At 70.1% G+C, this 25,520-nt stretch carries 17 protein-coding genes; 5 read left to right on the top strand and 12 right to left on the bottom strand.

Annotation, left to right across the window (positions count from 1 at the left end):
• Window positions 1-99 precede the first annotated feature (99 nt).
• The 5 genes from pyrE to ACIPXC_RS15510 all read right to left on the bottom strand — a co-directional run bounded on the left by pyrE (window position 100) and on the right by ACIPXC_RS15510 (window position 4,936).
• Window positions 100-663, bottom strand: a complete 564-nt coding sequence (gene pyrE / locus ACIPXC_RS15530; protein WP_401617564.1) for an orotate phosphoribosyltransferase — start codon at window positions 661-663, stop codon at window positions 100-102.
• Window positions 664-684: 21 nt separating this feature from the next.
• Window positions 685-1,467: an aldose 1-epimerase gene (locus tag ACIPXC_RS15525; RefSeq protein WP_401617561.1), complete on the bottom strand. Its 783-nt coding sequence runs from the start codon at window positions 1,465-1,467 to the stop codon at window positions 685-687.
• 50 nt (window positions 1,468-1,517) lie between these two features.
• Window positions 1,518-2,384 carry an SRPBCC family protein gene (locus ACIPXC_RS15520; RefSeq protein ID WP_401617558.1) on the bottom strand — a complete coding sequence of 289 codons (867 nt, stop codon included), beginning with the start codon at window positions 2,382-2,384 and terminating at the stop codon, window positions 1,518-1,520.
• Between the two features lie 32 nt (window positions 2,385-2,416).
• Complete coding sequence (locus ACIPXC_RS15515) at window positions 2,417-4,069, bottom strand: polyamine aminopropyltransferase (protein WP_401617556.1); 1,653 nt, start codon at window positions 4,067-4,069, stop codon at window positions 2,417-2,419.
• A 321-nt stretch (window positions 4,070-4,390) separates the two neighbouring features.
• On the bottom strand, window positions 4,391-4,936 hold the full coding sequence (locus ACIPXC_RS15510; RefSeq protein WP_401617554.1) for a DUF2617 family protein: 546 nt from the start codon (window positions 4,934-4,936) through the stop codon (window positions 4,391-4,393).
• Window positions 4,937-5,600: 664 nt separating this feature from the next.
• Between ACIPXC_RS15510 and ACIPXC_RS15505 the strand changes: the two genes are divergently transcribed.
• Window positions 5,601-6,797 carry a pyridoxal phosphate-dependent aminotransferase gene (locus tag ACIPXC_RS15505; protein ID WP_401617551.1) on the top strand — a complete coding sequence of 399 codons (1,197 nt, stop codon included), beginning with the start codon at window positions 5,601-5,603 and terminating at the stop codon, window positions 6,795-6,797.
• Between the two features lie 73 nt (window positions 6,798-6,870).
• Here ACIPXC_RS15505 and ACIPXC_RS15500 read toward each other — a convergent pair whose 3' ends face one another.
• Window positions 6,871-7,221 carry a hypothetical protein gene (locus ACIPXC_RS15500; protein ID WP_401617548.1) on the bottom strand — a complete coding sequence of 117 codons (351 nt, stop codon included), beginning with the start codon at window positions 7,219-7,221 and terminating at the stop codon, window positions 6,871-6,873.
• Entirely contained in the window at window positions 7,218-7,703 is a 486-nt protein-coding gene (locus ACIPXC_RS15495) for a prevent-host-death family protein (RefSeq protein ID WP_401617546.1), read from the bottom strand. The genes ACIPXC_RS15500 and ACIPXC_RS15495 overlap by 4 nt, the downstream gene beginning before the upstream one ends.
• A gap of 525 nt (window positions 7,704-8,228) precedes the next feature.
• Here ACIPXC_RS15495 and ACIPXC_RS15490 point away from each other — a divergent pair.
• Complete coding sequence (locus ACIPXC_RS15490; protein ID WP_401617543.1) at window positions 8,229-9,317, top strand: glycosyltransferase family 39 protein; 1,089 nt, start codon at window positions 8,229-8,231, stop codon at window positions 9,315-9,317.
• Window positions 9,318-9,327: 10 nt separating this feature from the next.
• On the opposite strand, the gene ACIPXC_RS15485 is transcribed toward ACIPXC_RS15490, so the two are convergent.
• Entirely contained in the window at window positions 9,328-9,867 is a 540-nt protein-coding gene (locus ACIPXC_RS15485; protein ID WP_401617540.1) for a YbjN domain-containing protein, read from the bottom strand.
• A gap of 158 nt (window positions 9,868-10,025) precedes the next feature.
• Entirely contained in the window at window positions 10,026-12,626 is a 2,601-nt protein-coding gene (clpB, locus tag ACIPXC_RS15480; protein ID WP_401617537.1) for an ATP-dependent chaperone ClpB, read from the bottom strand.
• A gap of 117 nt (window positions 12,627-12,743) precedes the next feature.
• Between clpB and ACIPXC_RS15475 the strand changes: the two genes are divergently transcribed.
• Complete coding sequence (locus ACIPXC_RS15475) at window positions 12,744-13,154, top strand: pyridoxamine 5'-phosphate oxidase family protein (RefSeq protein WP_401617534.1); 411 nt, start codon at window positions 12,744-12,746, stop codon at window positions 13,152-13,154.
• A gap of 134 nt (window positions 13,155-13,288) precedes the next feature.
• Here the strand turns inward: ACIPXC_RS15475 and ACIPXC_RS15470 are convergent, their stop codons facing one another.
• Together ACIPXC_RS15470 and ACIPXC_RS15465 are read right to left on the bottom strand one after the other, a co-directional pair.
• Complete coding sequence (locus tag ACIPXC_RS15470) at window positions 13,289-13,603, bottom strand: (2Fe-2S)-binding protein (RefSeq protein WP_401617531.1); 315 nt, start codon at window positions 13,601-13,603, stop codon at window positions 13,289-13,291.
• A complete protein-coding gene (locus ACIPXC_RS15465; protein ID WP_401617528.1) occupies window positions 13,600-13,857 on the bottom strand; it encodes a hypothetical protein in 258 nt (85 codons plus the stop codon). Before ACIPXC_RS15465 ends, ACIPXC_RS15470 begins: the two co-directional genes overlap by 4 nt.
• Before the next feature lie 102 nt (window positions 13,858-13,959).
• Here ACIPXC_RS15465 and ACIPXC_RS15460 point away from each other — a divergent pair, with 102 nt between their 5' ends.
• Window positions 13,960-14,994: a helix-turn-helix transcriptional regulator gene (locus ACIPXC_RS15460; RefSeq protein WP_401617525.1), complete on the top strand. Its 1,035-nt coding sequence runs from the start codon at window positions 13,960-13,962 to the stop codon at window positions 14,992-14,994.
• Window positions 14,995-15,063: 69 nt separating this feature from the next.
• On the opposite strand, the gene ACIPXC_RS15455 is transcribed toward ACIPXC_RS15460, so the two are convergent.
• A complete protein-coding gene (locus ACIPXC_RS15455) occupies window positions 15,064-18,252 on the bottom strand; it encodes a DNRLRE domain-containing protein (RefSeq protein WP_401617522.1) in 3,189 nt (1,062 codons plus the stop codon).
• Window positions 18,253-18,621: 369 nt separating this feature from the next.
• Between ACIPXC_RS15455 and ACIPXC_RS15450 the strand changes: the two genes are divergently transcribed.
• A complete protein-coding gene (locus tag ACIPXC_RS15450; RefSeq protein ID WP_401617519.1) occupies window positions 18,622-25,446 on the top strand; it encodes a ricin-type beta-trefoil lectin domain protein in 6,825 nt (2,274 codons plus the stop codon).
• The last annotated feature ends 74 nt before the right edge of the window (window positions 25,447-25,520 follow it).

Here is a 25,520-nt window from a genome sequence, read left to right as displayed (position 1 = left end):
ATGTTTCACGTGAAACATCCCGGGCCGCAGGGAAAGGCCAGGTCAGGACCGCCTCGCCAGCGACCGAGGCCCTTTGTCACCCGTTGTCGCAGTGGCCGGTCAGGACAGGCCGAGGTCCTCAAGGCGGTAGCCGGTGAGGTACGGCAGGCCCGCCTCGGCGATCGCGTCGGCCGCACCGCGGTCGACGATCGTGGCGACGGCGACGACCTCGCCGCCGGCCTCGCGGACGGCCTCCACGGCGGTCAGCGGGGACCCGCCGGTGGTCGAGGTGTCCTCGACGACCAGGCAGCGCTTGCCCTTCACGTCGGTGCCCTCGATGCGGCGCTGCATACCGTGCGCCTTCTGCGCCTTGCGGACGACGAAGGCGTCCAGGCGCTGCCCCCGGGCGGCGGAAGCGTGCAGCATCGAGGTGGCGACCGGGTCCGCGCCCAGCGTCAGGCCACCGACGCAGTCGAAGTCGAGCTCGGCGGTGAGGTCGAGCATGACCTGGCCGACCAGGGGCGCCGCCTCGCCGTCGAGGGTGATCCGGCGGAGGTCGATGTAGTAGTCGGCCTCCCGGCCGGAGGAAAGGATCACCTTGCCGTGCACGACGGCCTTGTCCTTGATCTGCTGCAGAAGCGCATCCCGTGTGCCTGCCGGCGTTACTTCGTTCACGTCACTCATGCCGACGAGCTTAGTTGCGGGCTAGGCGAGCCGCCGCCACGTCCAGGTCGTGGAGACCTCCAGCGGGTCGACGGGGGTGACCAGGCGCGGAGCCGTGTTGATCCCGTTCGGAGGGCCGGACTGCGGCTCGACACAGACGGCCTCGTCCTCCTGGTCGTAGACGACCACCCATTCGGACCTGCTGGTGATGCGCAGTTCCAGGGCGCCGGGCCAGGTGAGGGTGACATCGACCCCGTCGGGCATGCCGAAGCAGTCGTCCCAGGGACCGGGCTTCCGGTCGATGCGGTTGCCGGTGGGGAGGTGGTCGGCGCCGCGCTCCTCCTGCCAGGCGGGATCGAAGGAGATCTCCACGTCCTGGCCCCCGAGGTTGCGCAGGAACCAGGGGTGCCATCCGGCCTGGGCCGGGAAGGAGTCCCCGTACGTCTCGACGCCCATGGTGAGGGTCAGCGAGTCCTCGGTGAGCGTGACGACCTGGGTGATGCGGCCGGGGACCGGCCACGGGTCGACGAGGTCGTAGGTGAAGGCGGCCTCGGTGGCGGTGGCGCCGGCCGGCCGCCACCGCGCGTCACGGCCGAGGCCGTGGAGGGCGTGCGGCGGGTGGTCCAGGGGCATCTGGTGCACGGTCGCACCGTTGTGGAAACGGCCGTCCTTCATACGGCCGCACCACGGCACCATCGGGAACGATCCGTACCGCGGCCCCTGGCGCAGCAGCTCGGTCCCGTCGATGCGCAGACTGCCGATCCGGCAGCCGTTCTCCTGGTCGACAGTCACCTCGGTGCCGCCGGCGCTCAGTTGCGTACTCATGCGGTCGACCCTAGGGGGTGTCGCGCCGGTCGAGAGGCCGAGGGCGCAGGTCAGCGGCGGCGGCGCAGGGCCCGGCCGATGACGACGGCCGAGGCGATCGCGAGCGCCGCGGCCGGGGCGATCCAGCGCATGCTGTCACCGGTGGCGGTCGCGGCCGGCGCGGGCACCGGGGCGTACCGGCCGCGCGGGGGCGCGTGATCCACCTCCTCGGCGCTGCGGCCGATCATGGTGCGGCGGGCGTGGGCGGCCTCGGCCGGTGGCCGTGCCGCTCCGGCCGCATCGAGGTCCTGGAAACCGCCGGCCAGGAACGGGTCCAGGGAGGGGTCCAGGGACGGGGGCGGCACCTCGGTCTCGAAGACCGTGGCACTGACCTCGGTGACATCGTCGTCCGGCCCCACCGGACCGTCGGCGCCCTCGGGCTCGCCCTCGCTCCCCACCGCGTCCTCGCTCCCCACCGCGTCCTCGGCCTCGGCGACGGGGTCACCGATCGCGGATCCGTCGGCCAGCCGGCCCGCGGCCCGGTCGAACAGCCGGCGCAGGGCGGTGGCCGCGGCCTCGGGGGCGAAGGCGGCGGCCCGCCCGTCGGCGGTGGCGCGGGCGGTGACCTCCAGCCGGGTCCCGTCCGGGGCGGGTGCCAGGCGCAGACCGAGCGAGAACTTCACGGTGCCGCTGCCGCGCACCTCTGTGCCCTCACCCTCAATGGTGAAGTGGTCGGGGTCCTGCTCGATGACGGCCGCGGACCCCCGGTAGGTCACGGTGCTCCCGCCGACCCGCACCTTGAGCCGCCCGGAGAGCGGGCCGACGCCCGTGTCGGCGTCCTGCTGGAGTCCCGGCACGCACCGGGCCACCCGTGCGGGGTCGCGCAGCACGGCGCGGAGGTCGTCTGCCGGTACCGGGACGAACACCTGATGCTCCATGCGGTCGAGCCTACGGCCTGGACCGCAGCCGGTCACGAATACCGGGGATGCGGCAGCGTCGACGGCGGAAGTCCGCTCATCCGGAAGCGTTCGGCGTCGCGCGCCGCGTCCTGGAGGGAGCCGGTCGTCAGCGAGCGCAGCGCGGGCGTCCCACGGTCGACGCGCAGCCGGGGCTCCTGGTCGCGGGCGGCAAGGACGAAGCCCCAGTCCCCGGGCGGCTCGCCGGTCCCGCCGAGGGGGGTCCGGTCGGGTCCGGCGGCGAAGCCCGTGAGGCGGCCGCCCGCGCTGTAGGGGGCGGTGCGCAGCCCGGCCGCGCGCAGCGTGGCGTCGACGGTCCAGTACGTACGGGGGCGCGTGGCCAGCGGCCCGGCGTGCACGGCCATCCGGCCGCCGGGGGCCAGGGCCCGCGCGGCCAGCCCGTAGAACTCCTGCGAGTACAGCTTCGTGCTGGGGGTGATGCCGGGGTCGGGGAGGTCGGAGACGATCACGTCGAAGCGGTCGTTCGCGGCGGGCCCGCGCAGCCAGCTGAAGGCGTCCTGGTGGACGACGGCCAGGCGGGGGTCGGCGTACACCCCGGCGTTGAGCGCGGAGAGCATCGGATCGGTGCGGGCGAGGCGGACGACGCCGGGGTCGACCTCGACGACGGTGACGGAGGCGACGTCCCGGTAGCGGAGCACCTCGCGGGCGGCGAGCCCGTCGCCGCCGCCGAGGACCAGGACCCGGGCGTGCGGGCCGGTCATCGCGGGGTGGACCAGGGCCTCGTGGTAGCGGTGCTCGTCGTAGCCGCTGACCCGCAGCCGTCCGTCGAGGTACAGGTCGAGGGAGCTCGGGGAGCCGGTCGCGGGGCCGGTGAGCACCAGCTCCTGCACCCCGGTCTGGACGGCGACGCGCACCTCGGCGCCGTAGACGGCGCGCCGGGCAACCCGCTCGAAGTCGTCGGCGAGCACGGTGGCGGAGGCCAGGACCACGAGGACGGCGAGGTTCACGGCGATGAGCAGCCAGCGGCAGCGCCTGCTCAGGTCGTGGCGGAAGAGCCACAGGACCAGCCCGCCGCCGACGACCGCGTTGACGGTGCCGGTGAGCATGGCGCCGGTGAGCTGGCCGAGCATCGGCAACAGCAGGAAGGGAAAGGCGAGGCCTCCGACGAGGGCGCCCACGTAGTCCGCAGCGAACAGGTCGGCGACCGCGCCGCCCGCGTCCTGTCTGCGGATGCGCTGGATGAGGACCATCAACAGCGGGATCTCCGCGCCGATGAGCATGCCGATGGCGAAGGAGAACGCGACGAGCGCCGGACGGGACTCGCCCAGCCAGGCGAAACTCGCGTACAGCGCTATGGCGGACAGGCCTCCGAGCAGGGCGAGCCCGGCCTCGATGGCGGCGAAGCCGAGGGCGGGCCGGTGCCGCAGCCGTTTCGCGAGCAGCGAGCCGATGCCCATGGCGAAGACCATGACGGACAGCACGACCGACGCCTGGGTGACGGAGTCGCCGATGAGGTAGGTGCCCAGGGCGAGGAGCTCCAGCTCGTACACGAGCCCGCAGGCGGCGCAGACGAACACGGTGGCCAGGACGAGGAGTCGGCCGGTCCGGGGCCGTACGGGCAGTTCGGCCGGGACGGCCGGGACGGCCACGGCGCCTCCCGGCTCCGGAGCCGGGAGGACCCGGCGCGGGACGGAACGGTCGATCATGCAGCGAACCGTACGTCACCGCCCACTCGCATCCGGTCACCCACATGGGTGCAAGTGGCTCACTGATTGGGCCAGTTGACGTAACCACATCGCACGCCCCGCATCACGGAGGGCCGACCGGCCACGCACCGCCGGGCAGCCCGTCCCCCGCTCGGCCTAGGGCCTGTATTGAGTTGCCCCGTGGAGCAAGGAGCGGCGTTCGGTGCGTGCCCTCGGCGTGCGGGACGAATATCCTCGTAGCGGAGCTACTAGGACATTCGGCTCGTGCGCCAAGGGTGCGTGCCGGGCGTCGCGACGCCGCGGGGCAACTCAATACAGGCCCTAGAGCAGGGCGGGCGATTCCAGGGGCGGCGTCGCGGCGCCCATCCCGAGCCCGACCCGCGTCCGGGTGGCCACCAACTGTCCTTCCTGCGGGTACGCGTGCCAGGTGCGCCACCGCACCTGGCCCTCGTACCGCTGGGCGAGCATGGCGGTGAAGGCGTGCGGGCTTCCCGGGAACGTCCCCGCCAGTCCGTTCGGGTGATCCGCCACCAGTGCGAGCAGCTCCTGGGCCCGCCCCGCGAAAGATCCCCGGGACAGGGTCTCGACCCGCGCCGCGAACTCGTACTCCCAGTCGCCCACCCGCTTCGCGACGCCCAGCGGCAGCGGCGTACTGCTGCCGGGCATGCAGGCGACCGTCTCCGAACAGAGCACGTCGCGCTCCTCCAGCAGAACCTGATGGGAGGCCCCGAGCAGACGCAACTCGACCTTCGCACCCGAAAGTTCGAGGTTCAGTACGGCCAGGGCGGGCAGTCGGTCCCGACCCAGGGCCCAGGCGAGATCGGCGGCACGCGTGTCGGTGTATGAGGTCTGGAGGGTCGTGAGCATGAGTCGGCTCCGCAAACGCGCGAGGGAGATGGGCCGGGGCCCGCCAGCGGTAGCAAGCACGGGTGGGGGGAAACCGGCACGGGTCCACAGGAAGTCCAGGGAGGTCCGAGGACTGGTCTACTCAACCGAGGGAATCATGAAAGGCACGGCACTCACAGCGTTTTTACCCAAGTTGAAGGGGTTTACATCCCCCCGGGGGCTCGGCAGTTCACGTGTTCAACAGGTTGCGCCCCGCGCGTCGCGATGCACGGACGGCGGACGGGGCGCCCGGGGGAGAACGGACCTCGGACGCCCACGTCAGGACGGCGCCGACCGCCCCGTCAGCTGCTGCCGCACCCCCCGCCCCCGCACGAGGACGACGACCCGCACGAGGAGGACGACCCGCACCCGGACGAGCCCGAGTCACCCGCCCACCAGCTGCTCCTGCTTCGGCTCGTCCGGTACGTGCGCGAGCCGCGTCCCGCCGGCCTGCGGGCGAGCCCTCTCACGAGGAGCACGAACAGCACACCGATCACGATCGCTATCGCGACGAACTCCATGTCCGCCCCTCTCTCACACCCCGGTCCTCCGGGGAGCGGGATCCCCGCGTCCCGCGTGAAGGGGGGATGCCCCCGGCCCGCACGGCCCAAAGCGCACTTGAGCAAGTCCAGAGGTTGCACTCAGGATGGCGCCCATGAGCGCACCCGTGAGCAGCGACCGCCCCTTCCTCAACCGCCGGCTGGCGGCCTTCGGCACGACGATCTTCGCGGAGATGTCGGCGCTGGCGGCACGCACCGGGTCGATCAACCTCGGCCAGGGTTTCCCCGACACCGACGGTCCGGCGCGGATCGCCGAGGCGGCCTCCCGCGCGGTCCTCACCGGCCTCGGCAACCAGTACCCGCCCGGTCCCGGCGTCCCGGAGCTGCGCACCGCGATCGCCTCGCACCAGCAGCGCTTCTACGGCCTCGGCTACGACCCCGAGACCGAGGTCCTGGTCACCGCGGGCGCCACCGAGGCCATCGCCGCCTCCCTGCTCGCCCTCCTGGAGCCGGGCGACGAGGTCATCGCCCTGGAGCCGTTCTACGACTCCTACGCGGCCTGCATCGCGATGGCCGGCGCCACCCGCGTCCCCGTCACCCTGCGCCCGCACGGCGGGGCCTTCGCCCTCGACCTGGACGAACTGCGCGCCGCCGTCACCCCGCGCACCCGGCTGCTGCTGCTGAACACCCCGCACAACCCGACGGGCACCGTCCTCACCTCCGGCGAGCTCGCGGCGATCGCCGCGCTGGCCGTCGAGCGCGATCTGCTGGTCGTCACCGACGAGGTGTACGAGCACCTGGTCTTCGAGGGCTCCCACCTCCCCCTGGCGGGCTTCCCCGGCATGCGCGAGCGCACCGTCACCATCAGCAGCGCGGGCAAGACGTACTCGTTCACGGGCTGGAAGGTCGGCTGGATCACCGCCCCGCCGGCGCTCGTCTCGGCGGTCCGCTCGGCGAAGCAGTTCCTCACCTACGTCGCCTCGGGCCCCTTCCAGTACGCCGTCGCCGAGGCCCTGAACCTGCCGGACGACTACTACGACACCCTCCGCGCGGACCTCGCCGCCAAACGCGACATCCTCGCCGACGGCCTCGCCGCGGCCGGCTTCCAGGTCTTCCGCCCGCGCGGCACCTACTTCATCACCACCGACATCACCCCCCTGGGCGAGAAGGACGGCCTGGCCTTCTGCCGGGCGCTGCCCGAGCGCTGCGGGGTCGTCGCCGTCCCGAACCAGGTCTTCTACGACGACGAGTCCGCCGGTGCCACGCAGGTCCGCTGGGCGTTCTGCAAGCGAACGGCTGTATTGGCCGAGGCGGTGGACCGCCTCGGCCGGCTGGCTCGCTGAGAGCGGCCAGGTGGACGTGTGGGCACAGGGCCCGGCCATTCAGCCGGAGCCCGTGCCGCACGGGAACCACGAGTTACTCGGTGTCCTTGGGGTGCCGCGTGGATGCGTGGACCAGGATGACGGTCGATGTCTCGGGGCTGACCAGGTAGCGCACACGACCGCCACTCGTAACCTCGAACTCCCATTGCTCCAGCGCGGAGCCCTTCCACTCCTTGGTGGCGAGCCGCCCGCGTAGCTGGTGCTGACGGTTCCAGTTGTCGCGCGACAGCGGGTCGGTGCGCAACGCCTCAAGGCATCGGTGGGCGCTGGGCAGCGCCGCGCGGCACAGTTCCTCCCACCCCGTCACCGCCTCCGTGGTCCCGAAGACCACATTCCACCCGCTCAGGGGCGGGACGCTGACACGATCGCCCTTCTTCGGGCTCACCCGCCCACCTCGACCAACCCCAGGTCATCCCCGTCGAGCGGACGCAGAGCTTCCTTGAGCTGCTCCGGATCCGCGTTGATACGAGCCGTCGCCCTCCAGGAGACGAGCGCACGGTGCACGGCCTCCCGCGCGCCCAGCTCCGCCGCATCGGAAAGCGCTTCCAGGAGTTCCACGGTGAACGCACGCATCTCTTCGTCGTCCAGGTGCCGCACCCACGGGAAGACTTCGGGCAGCGCCAGCAGGAGCGACCGGGCTCCGTCGTCGTGCCTCATGAGCGCGAGGAAGAGCCGGGACGCCGTGGTGAGGTTCTCCTCGGTGCGCTCCGCGTGCACGGCCGTCGTCAGCACCATGTCGGGCGCGTCCCGATGCGTGACACGCAGAGCACCGAGGGCAGCGGCCCGGGCGGCTACGACCTTCGGGTTTCTCGACAGATCCGTGAACGAAACCGTCTCGGTCTCGGCTCCCAGGTAATCAAGGCTCATACTCAGATCGTACTCAGATCTTGGTCTGATTTCCAGCGCTGAGTGAACGAACGAACGAACGACGCTCACCCCAGTCTCGTGACGCGAAGTGCAGGCTTCGTGTCGATGGCGCCCGGGCGTCCGACCGCCCGTAGGTGCTCACGCCGTGCCCTTCTGCAAGCGAACGGCTGTATGGGCCGAGGCGGTGGACCGCCTCGGCCGGCTGGCTCGCTGAGAGCGAGCCAGATGGACGTGTGAGCACAGGGCCCGGCATGGCGGCCCGGGACCGGCCCGCGGTTCGTCCGGGGGGCTCTGGACGGACCGGAGGGGCGGCGGACCGGGTGCGGCGGCGTGTGCGATGTCACCGGACCTTCCGGTGACATTCACGCCCGGTGCGCGGCGGGGGCGCTTAGTGTGCCCGAGGCTCCTCCTGGTCCGGATGGGCGTCCTCACGCACGCGCGCAGGAAGTTGGGGTATCGGGGGAGATGACGGCGACGGGCGGTACGTCTGTTTTCGTGCGGCCGCGGGACGTCAGGGCCGTCGGTGTGCCCACGGCCGCTCTCGCGCTCGGCGTGTTCGCCGCCGTCCGCGTGGCGGGGGCCGCCGTGCTGGCCCTGGCCGCCTGGTGGGCCGGGCGCAGCCCGGTACGGGTGCTGGGGCACTCCTGGGACTCCGTCTGGTACCTCGCCATCGCCCGGCACGGCTACGGCCGCACCCAGATCTGGCCGGTCACCGGGCTGGTGCAGAGCGACTACGCCTTCTTCCCGCTCTACCCGGCGCTGGTGCGCCTGGCCGGCGGCGGCGAGTGGGGAGGGCTGCTGGTCTCCTGGACCGCGGCCGCGGTGGCCGCGGTCGGCGTGTACCGGGTCGGGGAGCTGGTGGCCGGGCGGCGCGTCGCGCTGCTGCTGGTCGCGCTGTGGGCGGCGGTGCCGCACGCGGTGGTGCTCACCCTCGCCTACACCGAGCCGCTGCTGGTCGCGCTCGCCGCCTGGTCGCTGTACGCGCTGCTGCGCGAGCGCTGGCTGCTCGCCGGGTCGCTGGCGCTGGTCGCGGGGCTGACCCGGCCGACCGGGATCGCCGTGGCCGCGGCCGTGTCCGTCACGGCCCTGCACGCACTGCTCGTCCGACGATCCCGCGCGCCCGAGGTGTGGGCGGCCGGGCTGCTGGCACCGGCGGGCTGGCTGGCGTACGTGGTGGCTGTCGGGGTGCGCAGGGGGGACCCGGCGGGGTACTTCGCCGTGCAGCGGCAGTGGGGGTCCCGCTTCGACGGGGGCGGGTACGCGCTGTCGATGACCTGGCGGGTGCTGAACGGCGGCCCCGTGGCCCTCGCCACCGCCGCCACCGTGGTGCTGCTGGGCACCGCCCTGCTGCTCGCGGTCCTGCTGCTGTTGGACCGGCCGCCGCTGCCGCTGCTCGTCTACACCGCGGTGCTGCTGGTGATCGCCGTGGGCGGGGCGGGCTACTTCGAGTCGAAGCCTCGCTTCCTGCTGCCGGCGTTCCCCCTGCTGCTGCCGCTGGCCGCCGTGATGGCGCGAGCCCGGCCGCGCTCCGCGGTCGTGGTGACCGCGGGGCTGGCCGGGCTCGGTTACGGCTACGGGGTCTACCTCCTGGTGTTCGCCAAGATGCCCCTGTGAGACCGCGGGGTCAGCTGTCCCCGCCGTCCTCGCCCTCGCCGTCGGCGGAGTCGATGTCCTTCTCCAGTCCGAGCTGCTCCGTGAGCCACTTGTCGAACTCGATGGACGCGCGGACCCAGCTGACCGTGGAGGACACGAAGTGCTCCAGGTTGACGCCGGTGCCGATCAGCATCTGCGCCTCGCCGATCAGGCGGACGGAGCCGTCGTCGTGCGTGTGGCTGTAGACCTTCGGCCACAGGGTGCGGCGGTTCCAGTCGTCGATCGACTCAAGGAGCTGCGGCTTCTCGTCGATCTTGTGCGGACGGTCGTAGAAGGTCCGCACCGAGAAGACCTGCTGCTCCGCTTCGCCGCGGAACATGAAGTACGTACGGAACTCCTCCCACGGCGCCGCGAGGTCACCCTCGTCGTCGACGACGTACTTGAGCTCCATCTGCTCCAGCAGCTGCTTGACCAGATCCTGGTCGGGGACGACGGGGCCCGCCGGTCCTGTGGCCTGCGGATCGGGCTGCTGCCCTCCGAAGTTCGGAATCGAGGCCGGGTCGATGCTCACCGTGTACTTCCCTTCGTGCGGATACTTGCATCCTCCCCCATCCCGCCCACCCCATGTCCAGCCCGACGGTCACGGATCCGCTGCGGGCGGACAGGAGTGCACCCCGCGCACGTTCCTGTACGCGGGGTGCCCGGCGGTCCGACGGGTGGAACGCCCGGTCAGAGCGCCTTGCCCACCAGCAGGTCCTCGCCTGCCACGTCGACCCGTACGGTGTCGCCGTCGCGCACCTCGCCGGAGAGGATCTCCTTCGCCAGGCGGTCGCCGATCGCCGTCTGGATCAGGCGGCGCAGCGGCCGGGCGCCGTACGCCGGGTCGTTGCCCTTGTCCGCGACCCAGGCCAGGGCCTCGGGGGTGACGTCCAGGGTGAGGCGCCGGTCGGCCAGGCGCTGCGCGAGGCGGCGGATCTGGAGCTCGGCGATGTGCGCCAGCTCGTCCCGGCTCAGCGCGGAGAAGACCACCAGGTCGTCCAGGCGGTTGAGGAACTCCGGCTTGAAGCTCGCCCGGACCACGTCCAGGACCTGCTGCTTCTTCTGGTCGGCGGGGGTGGCCGGGTCCATCAGGAACTGGCTGCCCAGGTTCGAGGTCAGGATCAGGATGGTGTTGCGGAAGTCCACGGTGCGGCCCTGGCCGTCCGTGAGCCGGCCGTCGTCCAGGACCTGGAGCAGGATGTCGAAGACCTCCGGGTGGGCCTTCTCCACCTCGTCGAGGAGCACCACGCTGTACGGGCGGCGCCGGACGGCCTCGGTGAGCTGGCCGCCCTCCTCGTAGCCGACGTAGCCGGGCGGCGCACCGACGAGCCGGGCCACGCTGTGCTTCTCGGAGTACTCCGACATGTCGATGCGGACCATGGCCCGCTCGTCGTCGAAGAGGAAGTCGGCGAGCGCCTTGGCCAGCTCGGTCTTGCCCACGCCCGTCGGCCCGAGGAAGAGGAAGGAGCCGGTCGGCCGGTCCGGGTCGGCGATGCCGGCGCGGGTGCGGCGCACGGCGTCGGAGACGGCCCGTACGGCCTCGGTCTGGCCGATCAGGCGGCGGCCCAGCTCGTCCTCCATGCGGAGCAGCTTCTGGGTCTCGCCCTCCAGCAGGCGGCCCGCGGGGATGCCGGTCCAGGCGCCCACCACGTCGGCGATGTCGTCCGGGCCGACCTCGTCCTTGACCATCGTGTTCTTCGAGGCACCGGCCTTGGAGGCCTCGGCCTCCTCCTCGGTGGCCTCGGCCAGCTCGCGCTCCAGGGCCGGGATCTCGCCGTAGAGCAGCTTGGAGGCGGCGTCGAAGTCGCCGTCGCGCTGGGCCCGCTCGGCCTGGCCGCGCAGGTCGTCCAGGCGCTCCTTGAGCTCACCGACCCGGTTGAGGGACTGCTTCTCCTTCTCCCAGCGGGCGGTCAGGCCGCGCAGCTCCTCCTCCCGGTCGGCGAGGTCCTTGCGGATCTTGTCGAGACGCTCGCGCGAGGCCGGGTCGGACTCGTTGTTCAGCGCCAGCTCCTCCATCCGCAGGCGGTCCACCGCGCGCTGGAGCTCGTCGATCTCGACGGGCGAGGAGTCGATCTCCATGCGCAGCCGGGACGCGGCCTCGTCGACGAGGTCGATGGCCTTGTCGGGCAGGAAGCGGGAGGTGATGTACCGGTCGGAGAGGGTCGCGGCGGCGACCAGCGCGCTGTCGTTGATGACGACCTTGTGGTGGGCCTCGTAGCGTCCCTTGAGTCCGCGCAGGATCGCGATGGTGTCCTCGACGGACGGTTCGGCGACCAGCACCTGCTGGAATCGCCGCTCCAGCGCCGGGTCCTTCTCGATGCGCTCGCGGTACTCGTCGAGGGTGGTCGCGCCGACCATGCGGAGCTCGCCGCGGGCCAGCATGGGCTTGAGCATGTTGCCGGCGTCCATGGCGGAGTCGCCGCCGGCGCCCGCGCCGACGACCGTGTGCAGCTCGTCGATGAAGGTGATGATCTGGCCCTCGCTGGACTTGATCTCCGCGAGGACGGTCTTGAGCCGCTCCTCGAACTCACCGCGGTACTTGGCGCCGGCGACCATGGCGCCGAGGTCGAGGGAGACGAGCCGCTTGTTCTTCAGGGACTCGGGCACGTCACCCTTGACGATGCGCTGGGCCAGGCCCTCGACGACGGCCGTCTTGCCGACGCCGGGCTCGCCGATGAGCACCGGGTTGTTCTTCGTGCGGCGCGAGAGCACCTGGACGACGCGCCGGATCTCGTGGTCGCGGCCGATGACCGGGTCGAGCTTGCCGTCGCGCGCGGCGGCCGTGAAGTCGGTGCCGAACTTCTCCAGGGCCTTGTACTGGCCCTCGGGGTCGGGGGTGGTCACCCGCCGTGCTCCTCGTGCGTTCTGGAAGGCGTCCAGCAGCTTCTTCGCCGTCGCGCCCTGGGCGGAAAGGACCTCACCGGCCGCGCCGCCCTTGGCGGCGATGGCGATGAGCAGGTGCTCGGTGGAGAGGTACTCGTCGCCGAGCTTGCCGGCCTCGCTGTCGGCCTCGGCCAGTACGGCGAGCAGGTCGCGGGTGGGCTGCGGGGGCGCCACCGTGGAACCGGTGACGCTGGGCAGCGCGGCGAGGAGGCGTTCGGCGCCGCTGCGCACGGCGGCCTGGTCGGCCTCCGTCGCGATCAGCAGGTCGGTCACGTTCTCGTTGTCCTCGCCGGCGAGCAGGGCCAGCAGCAGGTGCGCGGGGGTCAGATCCGCATGGCCTTCCTTGACGGCCCTGCTGGTGGCCGCGTTCAGCGCGTCCCGGCTCTTGTTGGTCAGCTCGGCGTCCACTGCGTCTTCTCCTCTCCGAGGGATGCACAACTGGGTCTGACAGAGTCAGCGTATGCAAAGTTGAGTCTATTCCACTCAAGGCAGTTGACGGGACCGCCGGCCCGTACCCTTCGGGCCATGTCCCATGACGTACTCAACCCGACGCCCGAGTACCTCGCCTTCTGGCGGGAGCGGCACGTCTGCACGCTGACCACCCCCCGCCCGGACGGGACCCCGCACGTGGTGCCGGTGGGCGTGACGTACGACCCGGAGGCCGGCCTGGCCCGGGTGATCAGCAACAGGCACAGCAGGAAGGTCCGCAACGTCCTGGCGGCGCAGGCCGCGGACGGCGGGGCCCGGGTGGCGGTCTGCCAGATGGAGGGGCGCCGCTGGGCCACGCTGGAGGGGCGTGCGGTGATCCGCACGGACGAGGCGTCGGTCGCCGACGCGGTGGCGCGCTACGCGGAGCGGTACGGGCGGACGCCGTCGCCCAACCCCGACCGCGTGGTCGTGGAGATCACCCTGGACCGGGCCATGGGGCGCGCGTGAGCCGTTGATCCTTCATCTTGTCCGGATCACGCACTGGACGGCGGCATCACAACGGCGCCATCGTGGTCAGGTCCACGATGGCGCCGTTGTGTGGGGGTAGCGCCTGAGCGATCTGCAACGACGGGGGAATCGCTTCAGGCACTGCGGGGGGTGGCGGTGGTGATGTCGGGCTCGAAGAGCCGGTGGTCCCGCTGGTCGAGATTGACGAAGACCATTCCGTAGCGCACCTCGCAGCGGACGGGCTGCGGCGCGCCGCGCGGGCGGCGCAGGCACCGGTAGGCACGTACGTCCTCGTCCTCCTCGCGCACGATGACGATCGGTTGGCCGAACAGGGTGACCATCAACGAGTCGCCGGGGTGGGGGATGGCCGTGGCGAGGTCGATGAACTGCCAGCCCGAGCGGTACGCGGACGCCATCTCGCGGCGGAAGCCGCGGTCGTCGGGGGTCATGCGGACACCGTCGCAGGAGCATCGGTCCAGCCCGTGTCGTCCTTGCCGCCCAGCTCCGCGGCGGTCCAGCCGGTGTCCGCGTACTTGCCCACGGGCGCCGTGGTCCAGCCGGTGTCGAACTCCGTGCTCGTCAGGCTCGTGCCCTGAACGTCCCTAGCGCTCCCCGCGTCACTTTCGACGGCGCTGACTGCCCCAAAAACCGCAACGGCGGAGAAACCTATGGCAAGCACCGAGCGAAGCATTCTCTTGTACATGGTCGGCTTCGTCCTCACTTGATGGAATCCTCTCCCCCGCGTGTCAGACGATGGCTCATTCAGGCACGTCAATGCCACAGGGACGATGCATCATGTTCTTGCATGTTCAGGACCCTGGGGGGTGGAGATTTGACACAAAAACCGACAATGGCGACACATCCCCACCCCGTCACGTCCATGTGCGCCGAGGGGACGCGGCTCTACGCGGCTGCCCTGAGCACCGGCCGGATCGCCCGGGGAGAGATCCAGAACGCCCCCTGCCTGCTGGAACTCGCCCTTCTGCAGCCCGACCCGGATGACGCGAACCAACTCCGCCCGGTTCCCCCGTCCGTGGCTTTGGCTCAACGGCTCCATCCGATTGAACGCGAGATCCAGGACCGCCGACGCAGCGCTGTAGATCTCACCGACACTTTCGAGCCTTTCCTGGCCATCAGCGCACAGAGTCCGGCCGACACCCATGCCATCACGGTGCTGGAGGGTTTCGAAAGGATCAACGCCGCGCTGAACCTCGCGACGGCCGAATGCCACACCGAGGTGCTGACGGTCCAGCCGGGCGGAGCGCGGCCCTCCGAGGCCCTCACACAGGCCCTGGAGCGCGACCAGCCGCTGATCGACCGCGGGGTCAGCATACGGACCCTCTACCAGCACACCGCACGGCACAGCCAGGGCACCCTCGCCTACGTGGACCGCATCTCCACCGGCAAGGTCGAGATCCGCACCCTCGAAGAGCTGATAGAGCGCCTCATCGTCTTCGACCGCACGGTCGCCTTCATCCCGGTGAGCGACGACCGCCGGGTCGCGCTGGAACTGCGCCACCCCGGCCTCGTCGACTACCTCATCAAGGTATTCGAGCAGCTGTGGCACCGCGCCGTGCCCCTGACGGAGGAGGTGACGTACCGCAGCACCCCCGGCGGCGTCACCGGCGTGCAGCGCACCATCGCCCAGCTCCTCATCGAGGGACACGTGGACGAGGCCATCGCCCGGCGCCTGGGCATGAACGTGCGCACCTGCCGCGCCCACATAGCCAAGCTCGCCACCACCCTCGGCAGCGGCAGCCGGGCCCAGCTCGGCTTCCTCATCGCCCAGTCCGGCATCCTGGGCACGACGGCAGAGCCACCGCCGGAGACCCTGCACTGAGAACGCGCGGGTGCCCTCCCCGCGTGACGCTCGGGGAGGGCACCCGGGCCGTGTGCGGCGCCGCCGCCGCTACCCGATGGCGAGGAAGGTGTTCCAGGCGTCCTCGTCCCGCCCGGTGGCTTCGCCGTAGGTCGTCGTGCCGCCCTGGAAGTAGTACTGGTAGCCGTCGGAGCGGACACCCCAGATGTCGGGAATACCGTCCCCGGTGTTGTCCTCCGTGCCCAGTACCTTGGGCCAGTCCGTGCGCTTCCAGGCGGTGGTCGCGTAGGTGTGGTCGACGCCGCCCTCCGCACTCGACGCGAACTGCAGCGAGGCCAGGTCCGCGCCCCCGTTGACGCCCGGCTTGCCCTTGCGCAGCGCCATGGTGCGGTTGGCATTGGCATTGTCGCGGAAGAGGAGGTCGGGCACGTTGTCCCCGGACACGTCCCGGACCCCGACGATGTCGCGGGCGGCCCAGCCGGTCGCCATCTTGCGGTAGGAAGCGAAGCTGGACCCGGTGTAGCCGGAGAACGCCCAGAAGCCGTCGGCGTCCAGCGCGAACAGGTCGGGAAGGCCGTCGCCGTCTACGTCCTCGGTGACGACGATCTGCCGGAACGTCGCCGGGTCCGGCGCGGACAGCGGCAGCCGCATCTCGATGCGGCGGCCGGCGTCGAACTGGCCGGTGCCGATGCCGGGATAGATGTACAGCTTCCCGTCGGGCATCCGGGCGATCATGTCGGTGATGCCGTCGCCGGGGTACCAGTCGGTGGCGTGGCCGATCAGCGCCGGGATGGTGGAGGCCGGGTCCTTGAAGTGTCCGGGCTCGACGGGCTTGCCGTCGCGCACGGCACCCGGGATGAAGACGTCGGTGTCGCCCGTGCTGTCGCCGGCGTAGGTGCGCAGGTTGCCGTCCTTGTCGATGGCGAGGAGGTCGGCGAAGTGGTCGCCGGTCACGTCGCCCGGCTTGTCCGTGCCGATGCGGGGGCTGACGTAGAAGAGGTACTCGGTCGGGACCGAGACGTTCCCCGCGTGGTTGACGGTCCGCACGTACAGGACGTTGGGGCCGGCGGTGTCGACCCGGAGCTTGACGGACGCCAGGTCACCGTTGGTGGGGGGAGCCTTCCCCTCCCAGGTGGGCTTGTTCAGGGACCACTGGTATTCGCGGATCGTGCCCGCCGCTGTGCCGTTTCCGCGGAACTCGACGACCTGGTCCGGGGTGGAGGCCGGATTCACGCTCCACTGAGAGGCGTCGCTGTCCGCCTTCGGGAAGTGCGGGGAGGAGACCGCGGGGTTGGCGGGGGCGGTGTGGTCGACAGTGAAGGTGCACCAGTCCGGGGAGCCGGATTCCCGCGGGCCCGCACCGGGCGAGCCGAAGCCGTCGTGGTCGACGGCGCGGGAGAGCCACTTGTACGTGCGGCCGTTGGTGAACGTCGACGAGGGCACGGAGTACGTGAGGACCCCGTCGCTGTTGGCGTCGTGCCACTCGTCGAAGACGGGCTGGCCGGTCCCGGCGTCCCAGATCTCGATCTGCAGGCGCTTCAGGTTGCCGTCCCGGTCGGTGCCCTTGACCGTGAACGACACATCGGTCAGGCCGATGGAGGTGCCCGTACCGCTGGTCAGGCACGCTCCACCCGGGGAGGTGCTCATGTTCGCGGCGACCGGGATGTCGGGCGGGCTGTTGTAGGTGACCTCGATGTACGGGGCGCTCTCGCCGTTGGCGAGCAGCTTCTTCCAGTAGTACGAGTCCGACTCGTTGGGCGCTTTGAAACCGAGGGACAGGGCGTTCCAGCGGGCGCTCGCCGCCTGGGAGACCAGGCCCTTGATGTCCGGGGCGACCCAGTTGTCGGGGCAGGAGCTGTTGTAGCCGTAGCCGGCACCCTCGGTGCCGATCTTGTTGCCCCACCAGCCCGTGGTGTTGTTCCACGTGGATGAGGAGGAGACGTAGGGGGTGGAGTAGATGTCCATGTTCTTGCGCGTGCAGGACCACGAATAGGTCTGCAGTGCCCGGACGACCGCCGTGCGGATTCCCGCTCCATGGAGCTCCGACCCGAAGTCGAAATTGAAGATCGATCGGGAGGTGCCGCCGGAATCGGATTCGTAACCCACTCGCGCCTCGTTCGTGCCCGAGGCGTTGTAATTCTGACCGTTGTAGAAGCTCGTACTACCGGCCGTTTTGTAAAGAAGCGACCAGGACCGCTTGTGCCCCTTGAACGACGGGTCCAAGAACACCGGGTAAACGGTGTCCGCGGCGTTCAGCAGGGCCGTGTCAGGCTTGAGGGTGAGTGTGCCGTCCTTGTAGGACGCCGCCGCGACCGACAGGTGCGCCCTCTCCGCGCCGGCCAGGCCCGCCAGTCCGAGCGTCGGGTGCCGAGCGGCCAGCGCCGACGGCTTCCACGCCGGAACGTCGTCAGTCGTCGCCACCTTGCCCGACGAATCCCACATCAGGGGCGATGGGGAGCCCGCGACCTCCTCACCCGCGGCGTCGCGGGCACTGAGGGAACCGGACTCGGCGTCGAGCTTGAACTGCAGGTCGGGGGAGGCGAGCCGGTAGTTGAGCTCGGCGAGCAGCGGATCGGCCGCGGCCTGCTTGTCCTTCACGACCAGCAGGTGCGAGTAGCCGCCGTCCTGCGCGGTCATGAGCAGGTCCACCCCGGGCCGGACGTTCTCGTACAGCGCGCGCGGACCGTCGATCACGGGCGCCGGCAGCTCGCCCGGCCAGCTCACCGTCATCTCGTGCCCGTCGACGCCGAGCCGGACCAGCTCGGTCCATACCGGCCCGGGCGTGTCCGTCTTCACGGCGGGGCGCACGGTGCCGCGTGCGGCGCGGCCTCCGGCGCTGCCGCCGCTGAAGACGACGGCACCGTTCACAGCCTTCGCGGCGAAACCGCCCTCGACCTGATGGAGATCGGTGTCGATCGCCTTCCACTCCTCGCCAACCCGCGCGCGGACGGCGGAGCTGGAAATGTGCTTCTTGAAGACACCGTCGGGCTGCGCCCATGTCGTGGTGTTCGCGCTCCGCTCTGCGGAAACCTCCACGTCCTTGCCCACCTCGGCGGCCAGCTTCCGCGCCTGCGGGGCTGTCACGGGCCCGGTCGCCCCGTCGGAGGTGCCGGCCTTCGGCTTCTCGCCCCCGCCGACCCGCACTCCGACCGGCACCGCCACGGCCACCGCCAGCAGGGCCGCCAAGCCGCCGATGGCCCTGCGGCGCCGGAACCAGCGACGTCTCGGCGGATCGTCCGCCACGGACTCCGGCTCGGCGGCGGTGTCACTGACTTCCATCTCTCTCCCCCTCGGGCCCTTCACAAAAGTGCGACCCGATCATGGCTCATCCCCCCATTGCCCAAATCCGCTCGCCATGAATTTACCCGCAGTAAAAAACGCGGATTGCCTGAATTTTCAGGACATCCATTCGACTCCGTGTGATGTAGCCCACTCACGCCTGGCTTGAAGTGGACTTACCCCGCATGTCGGCTCCAAGATCTGCTGGCAATTTGTCAACTCCCTGCGGCCCGCATTTTCGACACCCGGGCCGCAGCGGTATGGGGGGTACACATGTCGCCCTTTGCGGCGCGTAATTTGCGCCTACCCGGAAACGGGAAGGCGCGCAAACATCTGGCGCGCACCGGGATCACGCTCTCCGTGGTCCTGGTGTCCACTCTTCTGCCCACCCAGGCGTGGGCGGCACCACCCGGCAACCGGATCGGCGTCGAGCTGCCGGGCCTCCAGGAGGACGTGAAGGCGAAGCTCGACAAGGTCGAGGCCGCGAAGCTCGAAGGCTGGGACGGCGATGCGGCCAAGCCCTCGCAGGAGTACGAGCCGCAGAAGGAGCAGCCGCCGACGGGCGGGGCCGAGCCCGTCCCGCTCAGCTCCGAAAACGGGACGGACCTGGTCCAGGCAGGCACCCTGCCCGTCATGATCGGCAAGGCCTCCCCCACCGAGGCCGACCCGACTCCCCCGGCCCCGTCCGGTACCTGGTCGGTGGAGGTCAAGGACCGCGAGACGACCGAGGCAGCCGGTCTGGACGGTGCGATCATCAAGGTCACGCCGCCGGTAGAGGGCTCGACCCCGGTCGACGTCCAGCTTGACTACAAGCAGTTCAAGGACCTGTACGGCACCGAGTGGGCCTCCCGGCTGGAGATCAAGCAGCTCCCCACGTGCTTCCTCACCACGCCGGAGATTCCCGACTGCAGCAAAGCAAAGACCGTCCCGAGCACCAACGACCCGGAGACGGGTACGGTCCGGGCGACCGTCGACCCGGCCACCGCGCCCGGTCAGGGACTGCGCACGATGGCCCTGACCGGCGGGGGCGGTCCCACCGTGCTGGCCGCGACCGACTCCGCCTCCGGGGCGGGCGGCACGTACAAGGCCACCTCCCTCTCCCCGTCCGGCTCCTGGAGCGCGGGCAGCAGCGGCGGCGGGTTCTCCTGGAGCTATCCGGTGGGCGTCCCGCAGCCGCCGGCCGGCCCCGCACCCAAGGTCGCCCTCTCGTACAGCTCCCAAGCGGTTGACGGCAAGACCTCGGTCGCCAACGGGCAGGCCTCCTGGATCGGTGACGGCTGGGACTACCACCCCGGTTTCATCGAGCGGCGCTACCGTTCCTGCTCGGACGACCTGGCGCCGGCGCCCGGTGCACCCAACAACGCCAACGACGCGGACAAGAAGAAGAACGACCTCTGCTGGGCCGGCGACAACATGGTGATGTCGCTCGGCGGCAGCACCACGGCACTCGTGTTCCACGCGGCCTCCGGCAAGTGGATCCCGGCGGACGACGACGGCTCCAGGGTCGAGCGCCTGACCGACGCGAACGTCGCCAACGGCGCCAAGGACAACGAGTACTGGGTCGTCACCACCCGCGACGGCACGCGCTACTTCTTCGGCCGCCACGATGTCGACGGCTCCGGCACCCGCCCGGTGACCAAGTCCGTCTTCAACGTCCCGGTGTTCGGCAACCACGCCGGCGAGCCCTGCAACACGGACAAATTCGCCGACTCCTCCTGCAAGCAGGCCTGGCGGTGGAACCTCGACTACGTCGAGGACGTCCACGGCAATGCCCTCATCATCGACTGGGAACCGGAGGAAAACCGCTACTCGAAGAACGAGCAGTACACGGAGAAGGACCCCGCCAAGGTCGGCTACGTCCGCGGCGGCCACCCGACCCAGATCACCTACGGCCTGCGCTCGAACAACCTGTCCGGACCGCCGGCCGCCCGCGTCGCGTTCGACGTGGACGAGCGCTGCATCCCGGCCGAAGGCAAGTCGACGTGCGCGAAAACCGACTTCGAGTCGAAGGACTACGAGAAGAAGCAACCCTGGTGGGACACCCCGTCCACCCTGAACTGCACCTTCTCCGCGACAACCTGCCAGGTCTCGGTCCCTTCCTTCTGGTCCCGCAAGCGCCTGACCGGCATCACCACCTTCGCGCAGCGCACCGAGGGCAGCACCGCCCTCACCGAGGTCGACCACTGGGCCCTGACCCAGTCGTTCCCGAAGCAGCGCACCGACACCCACCCGCCGCTGTGGCTGGAGTCGATCAAGCGCACCGGCTACAGCACCAAGAAGGACGACAGCGGCAACCTGATCACCGCCCCGCTGCCGGCGGTCTCGTTCCTTGCGAACGAGCAGGACATGCCCAACCGCGTCGCCAAGAGCTCGGACGACGCGACCCCGGACTTCGACCGGCTGCGCGTGGAGACCATCCGCAACGAGACCGGCGGTGAGATCCACGTCAACTACTCCGATCCGTGCCCGGTCGGCCCCATCAGCACCAAGCCCGAGGAGAACACCAGCCGCTGCTTCCCCACGCACTGGTCCCCCGACGGCGACCTGAAGACACCGCCGCTGGAGTGGTTCAACAAGTACGTCGTCGAAGAGGTCGTCGAGAAGGACCGCGTCGCCCGCCAGCCCGACGTCAAGACCGTCTACCAGTACAAGGACGGCGCGGCCTGGGCCAAGGACGACGACCCGTTCACCAAGCCGGAGCTGCGCACCTACAACCAGTGGCGCGGCTACGCGACGGTGATCACCACCAAGGGCGTCACCGACACCGCGGTCGCACGTGAGGCCACCCAGGAGTCCCGGACGGAGGCCCACTACTTCCGGGGCATGTCAGGCGACGCCGGCCGGGCCGTGATCACGGTCAAGGACTCCACCGGCGAGACGCTCGGCGACGACCTGCGCCAGTACGCGGGCAAGACCGCGGAAACCCTCACCTACACCAAGGCCGGGACGGGCGGCACCGTCGCCGCCCGCGAGGTGACCCGGTACGAGAGCACGAAGACGGCCACCCAGGCCCGCCCCGGCACCACCGCCCTGGACGCCTTCCGCGTCAACACCAGGCAGACCGACCAGTACGAGGCGATCGACGGCGGCACCCGGCGCAACCGCGTGATCGACACCTTCGAGCCCGTCCACGGCCTGAGGACCACCTCGGAGGCCGAGGCCGCCACGTCGAACGGCTCGGGCGGCTGGACGGTCCAGGACCAGGCCTGCACCACCACCGCCTACGTCCACAACACCACCAAGCACCTGATCGGACTGGCGTGGGACGTGCGCGCCACGGCCGGCACGTGCGCCCAGACCGCGACCGGCACCCTGCTCTCCAAAACCCGTACCTCGTACGACGCGCTGAACGCCTTCGGTACCCCGCCCGTCAAGGGACTGGTCTTCCAGACGGACACCCAGGACGGAGCGGGCACCGGCTGGATCACCACCGGACGCTTCGAGTACGACTCCCTCGGCCGCACGGTCAAGACGTACGACCCCACCGGCAACGCCGTCACCACCACGTTCAACCCGACGACCGGGCCGGCGTTCACCCAGAGCGCCACCAACGCCCTGAACCACAAGTCGACCACCAAGCTCGACCCGGGCCGGGGCCTCGTCCTGGAGGTCACCGACCAGAACAACCGGAAGATCACCTCCGAGTACGACGCGCTGGGCCGGACCAGCGCGGTCTGGACACCTTCCCAGAACCCGGCCTCCGACAAGGCCCGGCAGACCTTCGACTACCAGGTCGCGGAACACGAGCCCCCGGCCGTCACCTCGCGCATCCTGCGGGACGACGGCACCTACGAGAGCTCCATCGAGATCTACGACGGCCTGCTGCGCCCGCGCCAGACCCAGACGGAAGCCGTCGGCGGCGGACGCGTGGTCAACGACAAGCTGTACAACGCGAACGGCACCGTCCGCCGGACCAACAACGCCTACTACGCGGAGGGCGAACCGAACCGGAAGATCTTCGTCCCCGAAACCGACTTCCACGTCCCGAACTCCACCACGACCGCATACGACGGCCTCGGCCGCCCCGTGCGCACCACCACTCTCCTCGGAGGAAACGACCACCACTCCGACACCGTCGCGTACGGAGGCAACTGGACTCTCCAGCGCAGCGGCATGTCGGCGAACGGCACGACCGCGCTGCCGGGCAGCCAGTCCACCAAGACCTGGACCGACGTGCTGAACCGCACGACACGGATCCAGAGGGCCACGGCCAGTGACCTGACCACCTGGAACGACACCACCTACACGTACGACGTCCGCGGCAAGCTGGCCAAGGTCACCGACGCCCTCACCAACGAGTGGACGTACACCTACGACGCCCGCGGCCGCCTGACCGGCTCCACCGACCCGGACATGGGTGCGGCCTCCTTCGGCTACAACACCCTCGACCAGCAGGAGTGGGCGCAGAGCGCCGCCGGCAAGCGGACCTACCACGTCTACGACAAGCTCGGCCGCAAGACGGAGTCGCGCGAGGAGTCGGCGACCGGTCCGCTGACGGCCTCGTGGACGTACGACACGCTGGCGGGAGGCAAGGGCAAGCCCGTCTCCGCCACCTCGTACACCCGCACGGAGGCGGACGGCGAGACGGCGTACAAGAGCGAGATCACCGGCTACGACAGCGAGTACCGGCCCACCGGTTCGAAGATCACCATCCCGGACAAGGCCGCCACCAAGGGCCTGGCCGGCACGTACGCCTACAGCACCACCTACACCCCCACGGGCGCGGTCCATTCGACGACCCTTCCCGCCACGCCGGGCGGCCTCGCCGCCGAGAAGCTGATCACCCGGTACAACGCCGACGGGCTGCCGCAGACCGTGTCGGGCCTGTCCTGGTACACCGGCGAGGTGCTGTACAGCCCCTTCGGGGAGGTCCTGCGGACCGCGTCGGGCCAGGCTCCGAACCGGGTGTGGACGACCACGACGCACGACCCGGACACGGGCCGCGTCACCCAGGCGATCGCCGACCGGGAAACTCCGAAGGACCACCGGATCTCGGAGCTGTCCTACAGCTACGACGTTGCGGGCAACCCCACCTCGATCACGGACACCCGCCCCGGCGGCCTGATCGACCGGCAGTGCTTCGCGTACAGTCCGCTGGGACAGCTCACCAAGGCCTGGACCGGCAAGACGTCCGCGTGCACGGGGCCCTCCCTGAGCGACGTCACCGCCGGTCCGGACGGTGACGGCTACTGGCAGTCGTACGCGTTCGACGCCATCGGCAACCGCACCCAGCTGGTGAACCACCACCTCACCAACCCGGCACTGGACCAGACGACGACGTACACCTACGGCGTCGGCCCCGGCGGCGGCCAGCCGCCGGTCGCGACCACCAAGCCGCACGCCCTCTCCAAGGCGGAGAAGAAGCAGGGGACGACCCTCCTGTCCCGCTCCACCTACGAGTACGACGCGGCCGGCAACACCACGTCACGGAAGATCGACGCCGACACCCAGGCCCTGACCTGGGACCGCAACAACAAGCTGACCGAGGCGTCAAGCCCCGGCATCGGCGCCGTCGCCATCACCGGCCTGGCCGGCAAGTGCCTCGACGTCGACGGGGGCCGCACCGCGGACGGCACCCCCGTCCAGCTGTGGCCCTGCAACACCTCCAAGGCGCAGGAGTGGCGCCTGACCGGCAACACCGTCCGCGCACTGGACAAGTGCCTGACCGCGCTGCAGGGCAAGGCGGTCCTGGCCACCTGCAACGGTGGCGTCGAGCAGGAGTTCGTCCACCGCGGCGACACTGACAAGGCCCTCTACAACGAGGACGCCAAAGCCTGCGTCGACGTCCCGAACGGCAACACCGCGGACGGCACCGACCTCCTGGTCTACGCCTGCAACAACGGCACCAACCAGAAGTGGAACCCTGCCGAGCCCACCACGAAGTACATCTACGACGCGAGCGGCAACCGCCTCGTCGAGGAGACCGGCACCGGCCGGACGCTCTACCTCGGCGAGACCGAGTTCACCGTGAACAAGGCCGGGCAGGCCATCGACGCCGTCCGCTACTACAGCGGCCCCGGTGGTGTCACCACCACCCGGCAGACGAACGGCAAGGCGACCGGCCACAAGCTGACCGTCCTGCTGGCCGACCACCACAACACGGCGACCGTCGCGGTCGAGCAGTCGACGGGACAGCCGGTCACCCGCCGCAAGTTCGACCCGTACGGCAACACCCGCGGCAACCCGGTCAACAACTGGCCCGGCAGCCGTACCTTCCTCGGCACCGGCAACGACGACGCGAGCACCGGCCTCACCCACATCGGCGCCCGCGAATACGAACCGGCCACCGGCCGCTTCATCTCCGTCGACCCGATCATCGACATCACCAACCCGCTCCAGATGAACGGGTACAACTACGCGAACAACAACCCGATCTCGCAGATGGACCCAACGGGTCTCGAAAGCTGCTTCGGGTACGGCTACTGCGGTGGCGGCGGCGAAACCAACGGAAAGACCATTGAGGAGCACAATAAATCCGAGGGTAAAAACGACAAGCCCAAGGTCACCGTCACCGTCGACAAGCGCGGCAACATCCACGTCAACGGCGGGCGGCTCCTCTCCGACAAGGAACTGAAGATCCGCTACCCCACCAAGAAGACCTATGTGGAGCGGCTGAACGCCTGGCTGAGTACGGAGAAGTGCTACCTCCCCAAGGATCAGGAGGGCGCCTTCTGCCAAGGGGCCGCGAGTCTCGGTCTGTTCTCCTACGGAAATTCCTCAGGCCGGATCAAGGAAGCTGGGAAATCGATCAAAAATGCGGCTTCGTATGTAATGTCCTACAGCAAGACCTCTGGCGTTTGCGTGAGCGCCAACGCCACGTTCGGCGCCGGGTTCGAGGGATCCGGGTGCTTCATGCGAGTGGGTGACGACTACGCCCTGGCCGCCGTCACAGAAGAGCAAGCAGGCCTTGAAGCCGGGGTGGGTATCACCGCGGGGCTCGTGTTCAGCAACGCGGACTCAGTTGATCAGGTAAGAGGGGAGGCCGCAGGTGTGGGTGGCACCCTCGGGCCTCTGACTCTCAGTCATCGGGGCACCTTCGGGACCAGAAACGAACGTGGAGACATCGTGCACGGCGTGACCACCTCGGGCGGTCTCAATCTTGGCCTGGGTGGCAACTTCGGCTCGGGGAAGACGCACATCGCAACAGTGGGAACTGTATTCGACCACGTGGGTGACTTCTTGCACCTCTGGTAACGTTCCGGCCGACACTGCCGTGATCGGTCCGAACGCCGCCACTTTGCTCCAATATCATGTTTCGTTTAACGAAA

The sequence above is a fragment of the Streptomyces sp. NPDC090021 genome, assembly GCF_044748225.1.
GTDB lineage: Bacteria > Actinomycetota > Actinomycetes > Streptomycetales > Streptomycetaceae > Streptomyces.
This window is presented reverse-complemented; position numbering and strand designations above follow the sequence as displayed.

Bases quoted from the DNA above. Each gene is read 5' to 3' on its own strand.
- pyrE (WP_401617564.1), bottom strand. From the start codon at position 663: ATGAGTGACGTGAACGAAGTAACGCCGGCAGGCACACGGGATGCGCTT.
- ACIPXC_RS15525 (WP_401617561.1), bottom strand. From the start codon at position 1,467: ATGAGTACGCAACTGAGCGCCGGCGGCACCGAGGTGACTGTCGACCAG.
- ACIPXC_RS15520 (WP_401617558.1), bottom strand. From the start codon at position 2,384: ATGGAGCATCAGGTGTTCGTCCCGGTACCGGCAGACGACCTCCGCGCC.
- ACIPXC_RS15515 (WP_401617556.1), bottom strand. From the start codon at position 4,069: ATGATCGACCGTTCCGTCCCGCGCCGGGTCCTCCCGGCTCCGGAGCCG.
- ACIPXC_RS15510 (WP_401617554.1), bottom strand. From the start codon at position 4,936: ATGCTCACGACCCTCCAGACCTCATACACCGACACGCGTGCCGCCGAT.
- ACIPXC_RS15505 (WP_401617551.1), top strand. From the start codon at position 5,601: ATGGCGCCCATGAGCGCACCCGTGAGCAGCGACCGCCCCTTCCTCAAC.
- ACIPXC_RS15495 (WP_401617546.1), bottom strand. From the start codon at position 7,703: ATGAGCCTTGATTACCTGGGAGCCGAGACCGAGACGGTTTCGTTCACG.
- ACIPXC_RS15475 (WP_401617534.1), top strand. From the start codon at position 12,744: ATGTCCCATGACGTACTCAACCCGACGCCCGAGTACCTCGCCTTCTGG.
- ACIPXC_RS15470 (WP_401617531.1), bottom strand. From the start codon at position 13,603: ATGACCCCCGACGACCGCGGCTTCCGCCGCGAGATGGCGTCCGCGTAC.
- ACIPXC_RS15465 (WP_401617528.1), bottom strand. From the start codon at position 13,857: ATGTACAAGAGAATGCTTCGCTCGGTGCTTGCCATAGGTTTCTCCGCC.
- ACIPXC_RS15460 (WP_401617525.1), top strand. From the start codon at position 13,960: ATGTTCAGGACCCTGGGGGGTGGAGATTTGACACAAAAACCGACAATG.
- ACIPXC_RS15455 (WP_401617522.1), bottom strand. From the start codon at position 18,252: ATGGAAGTCAGTGACACCGCCGCCGAGCCGGAGTCCGTGGCGGACGAT.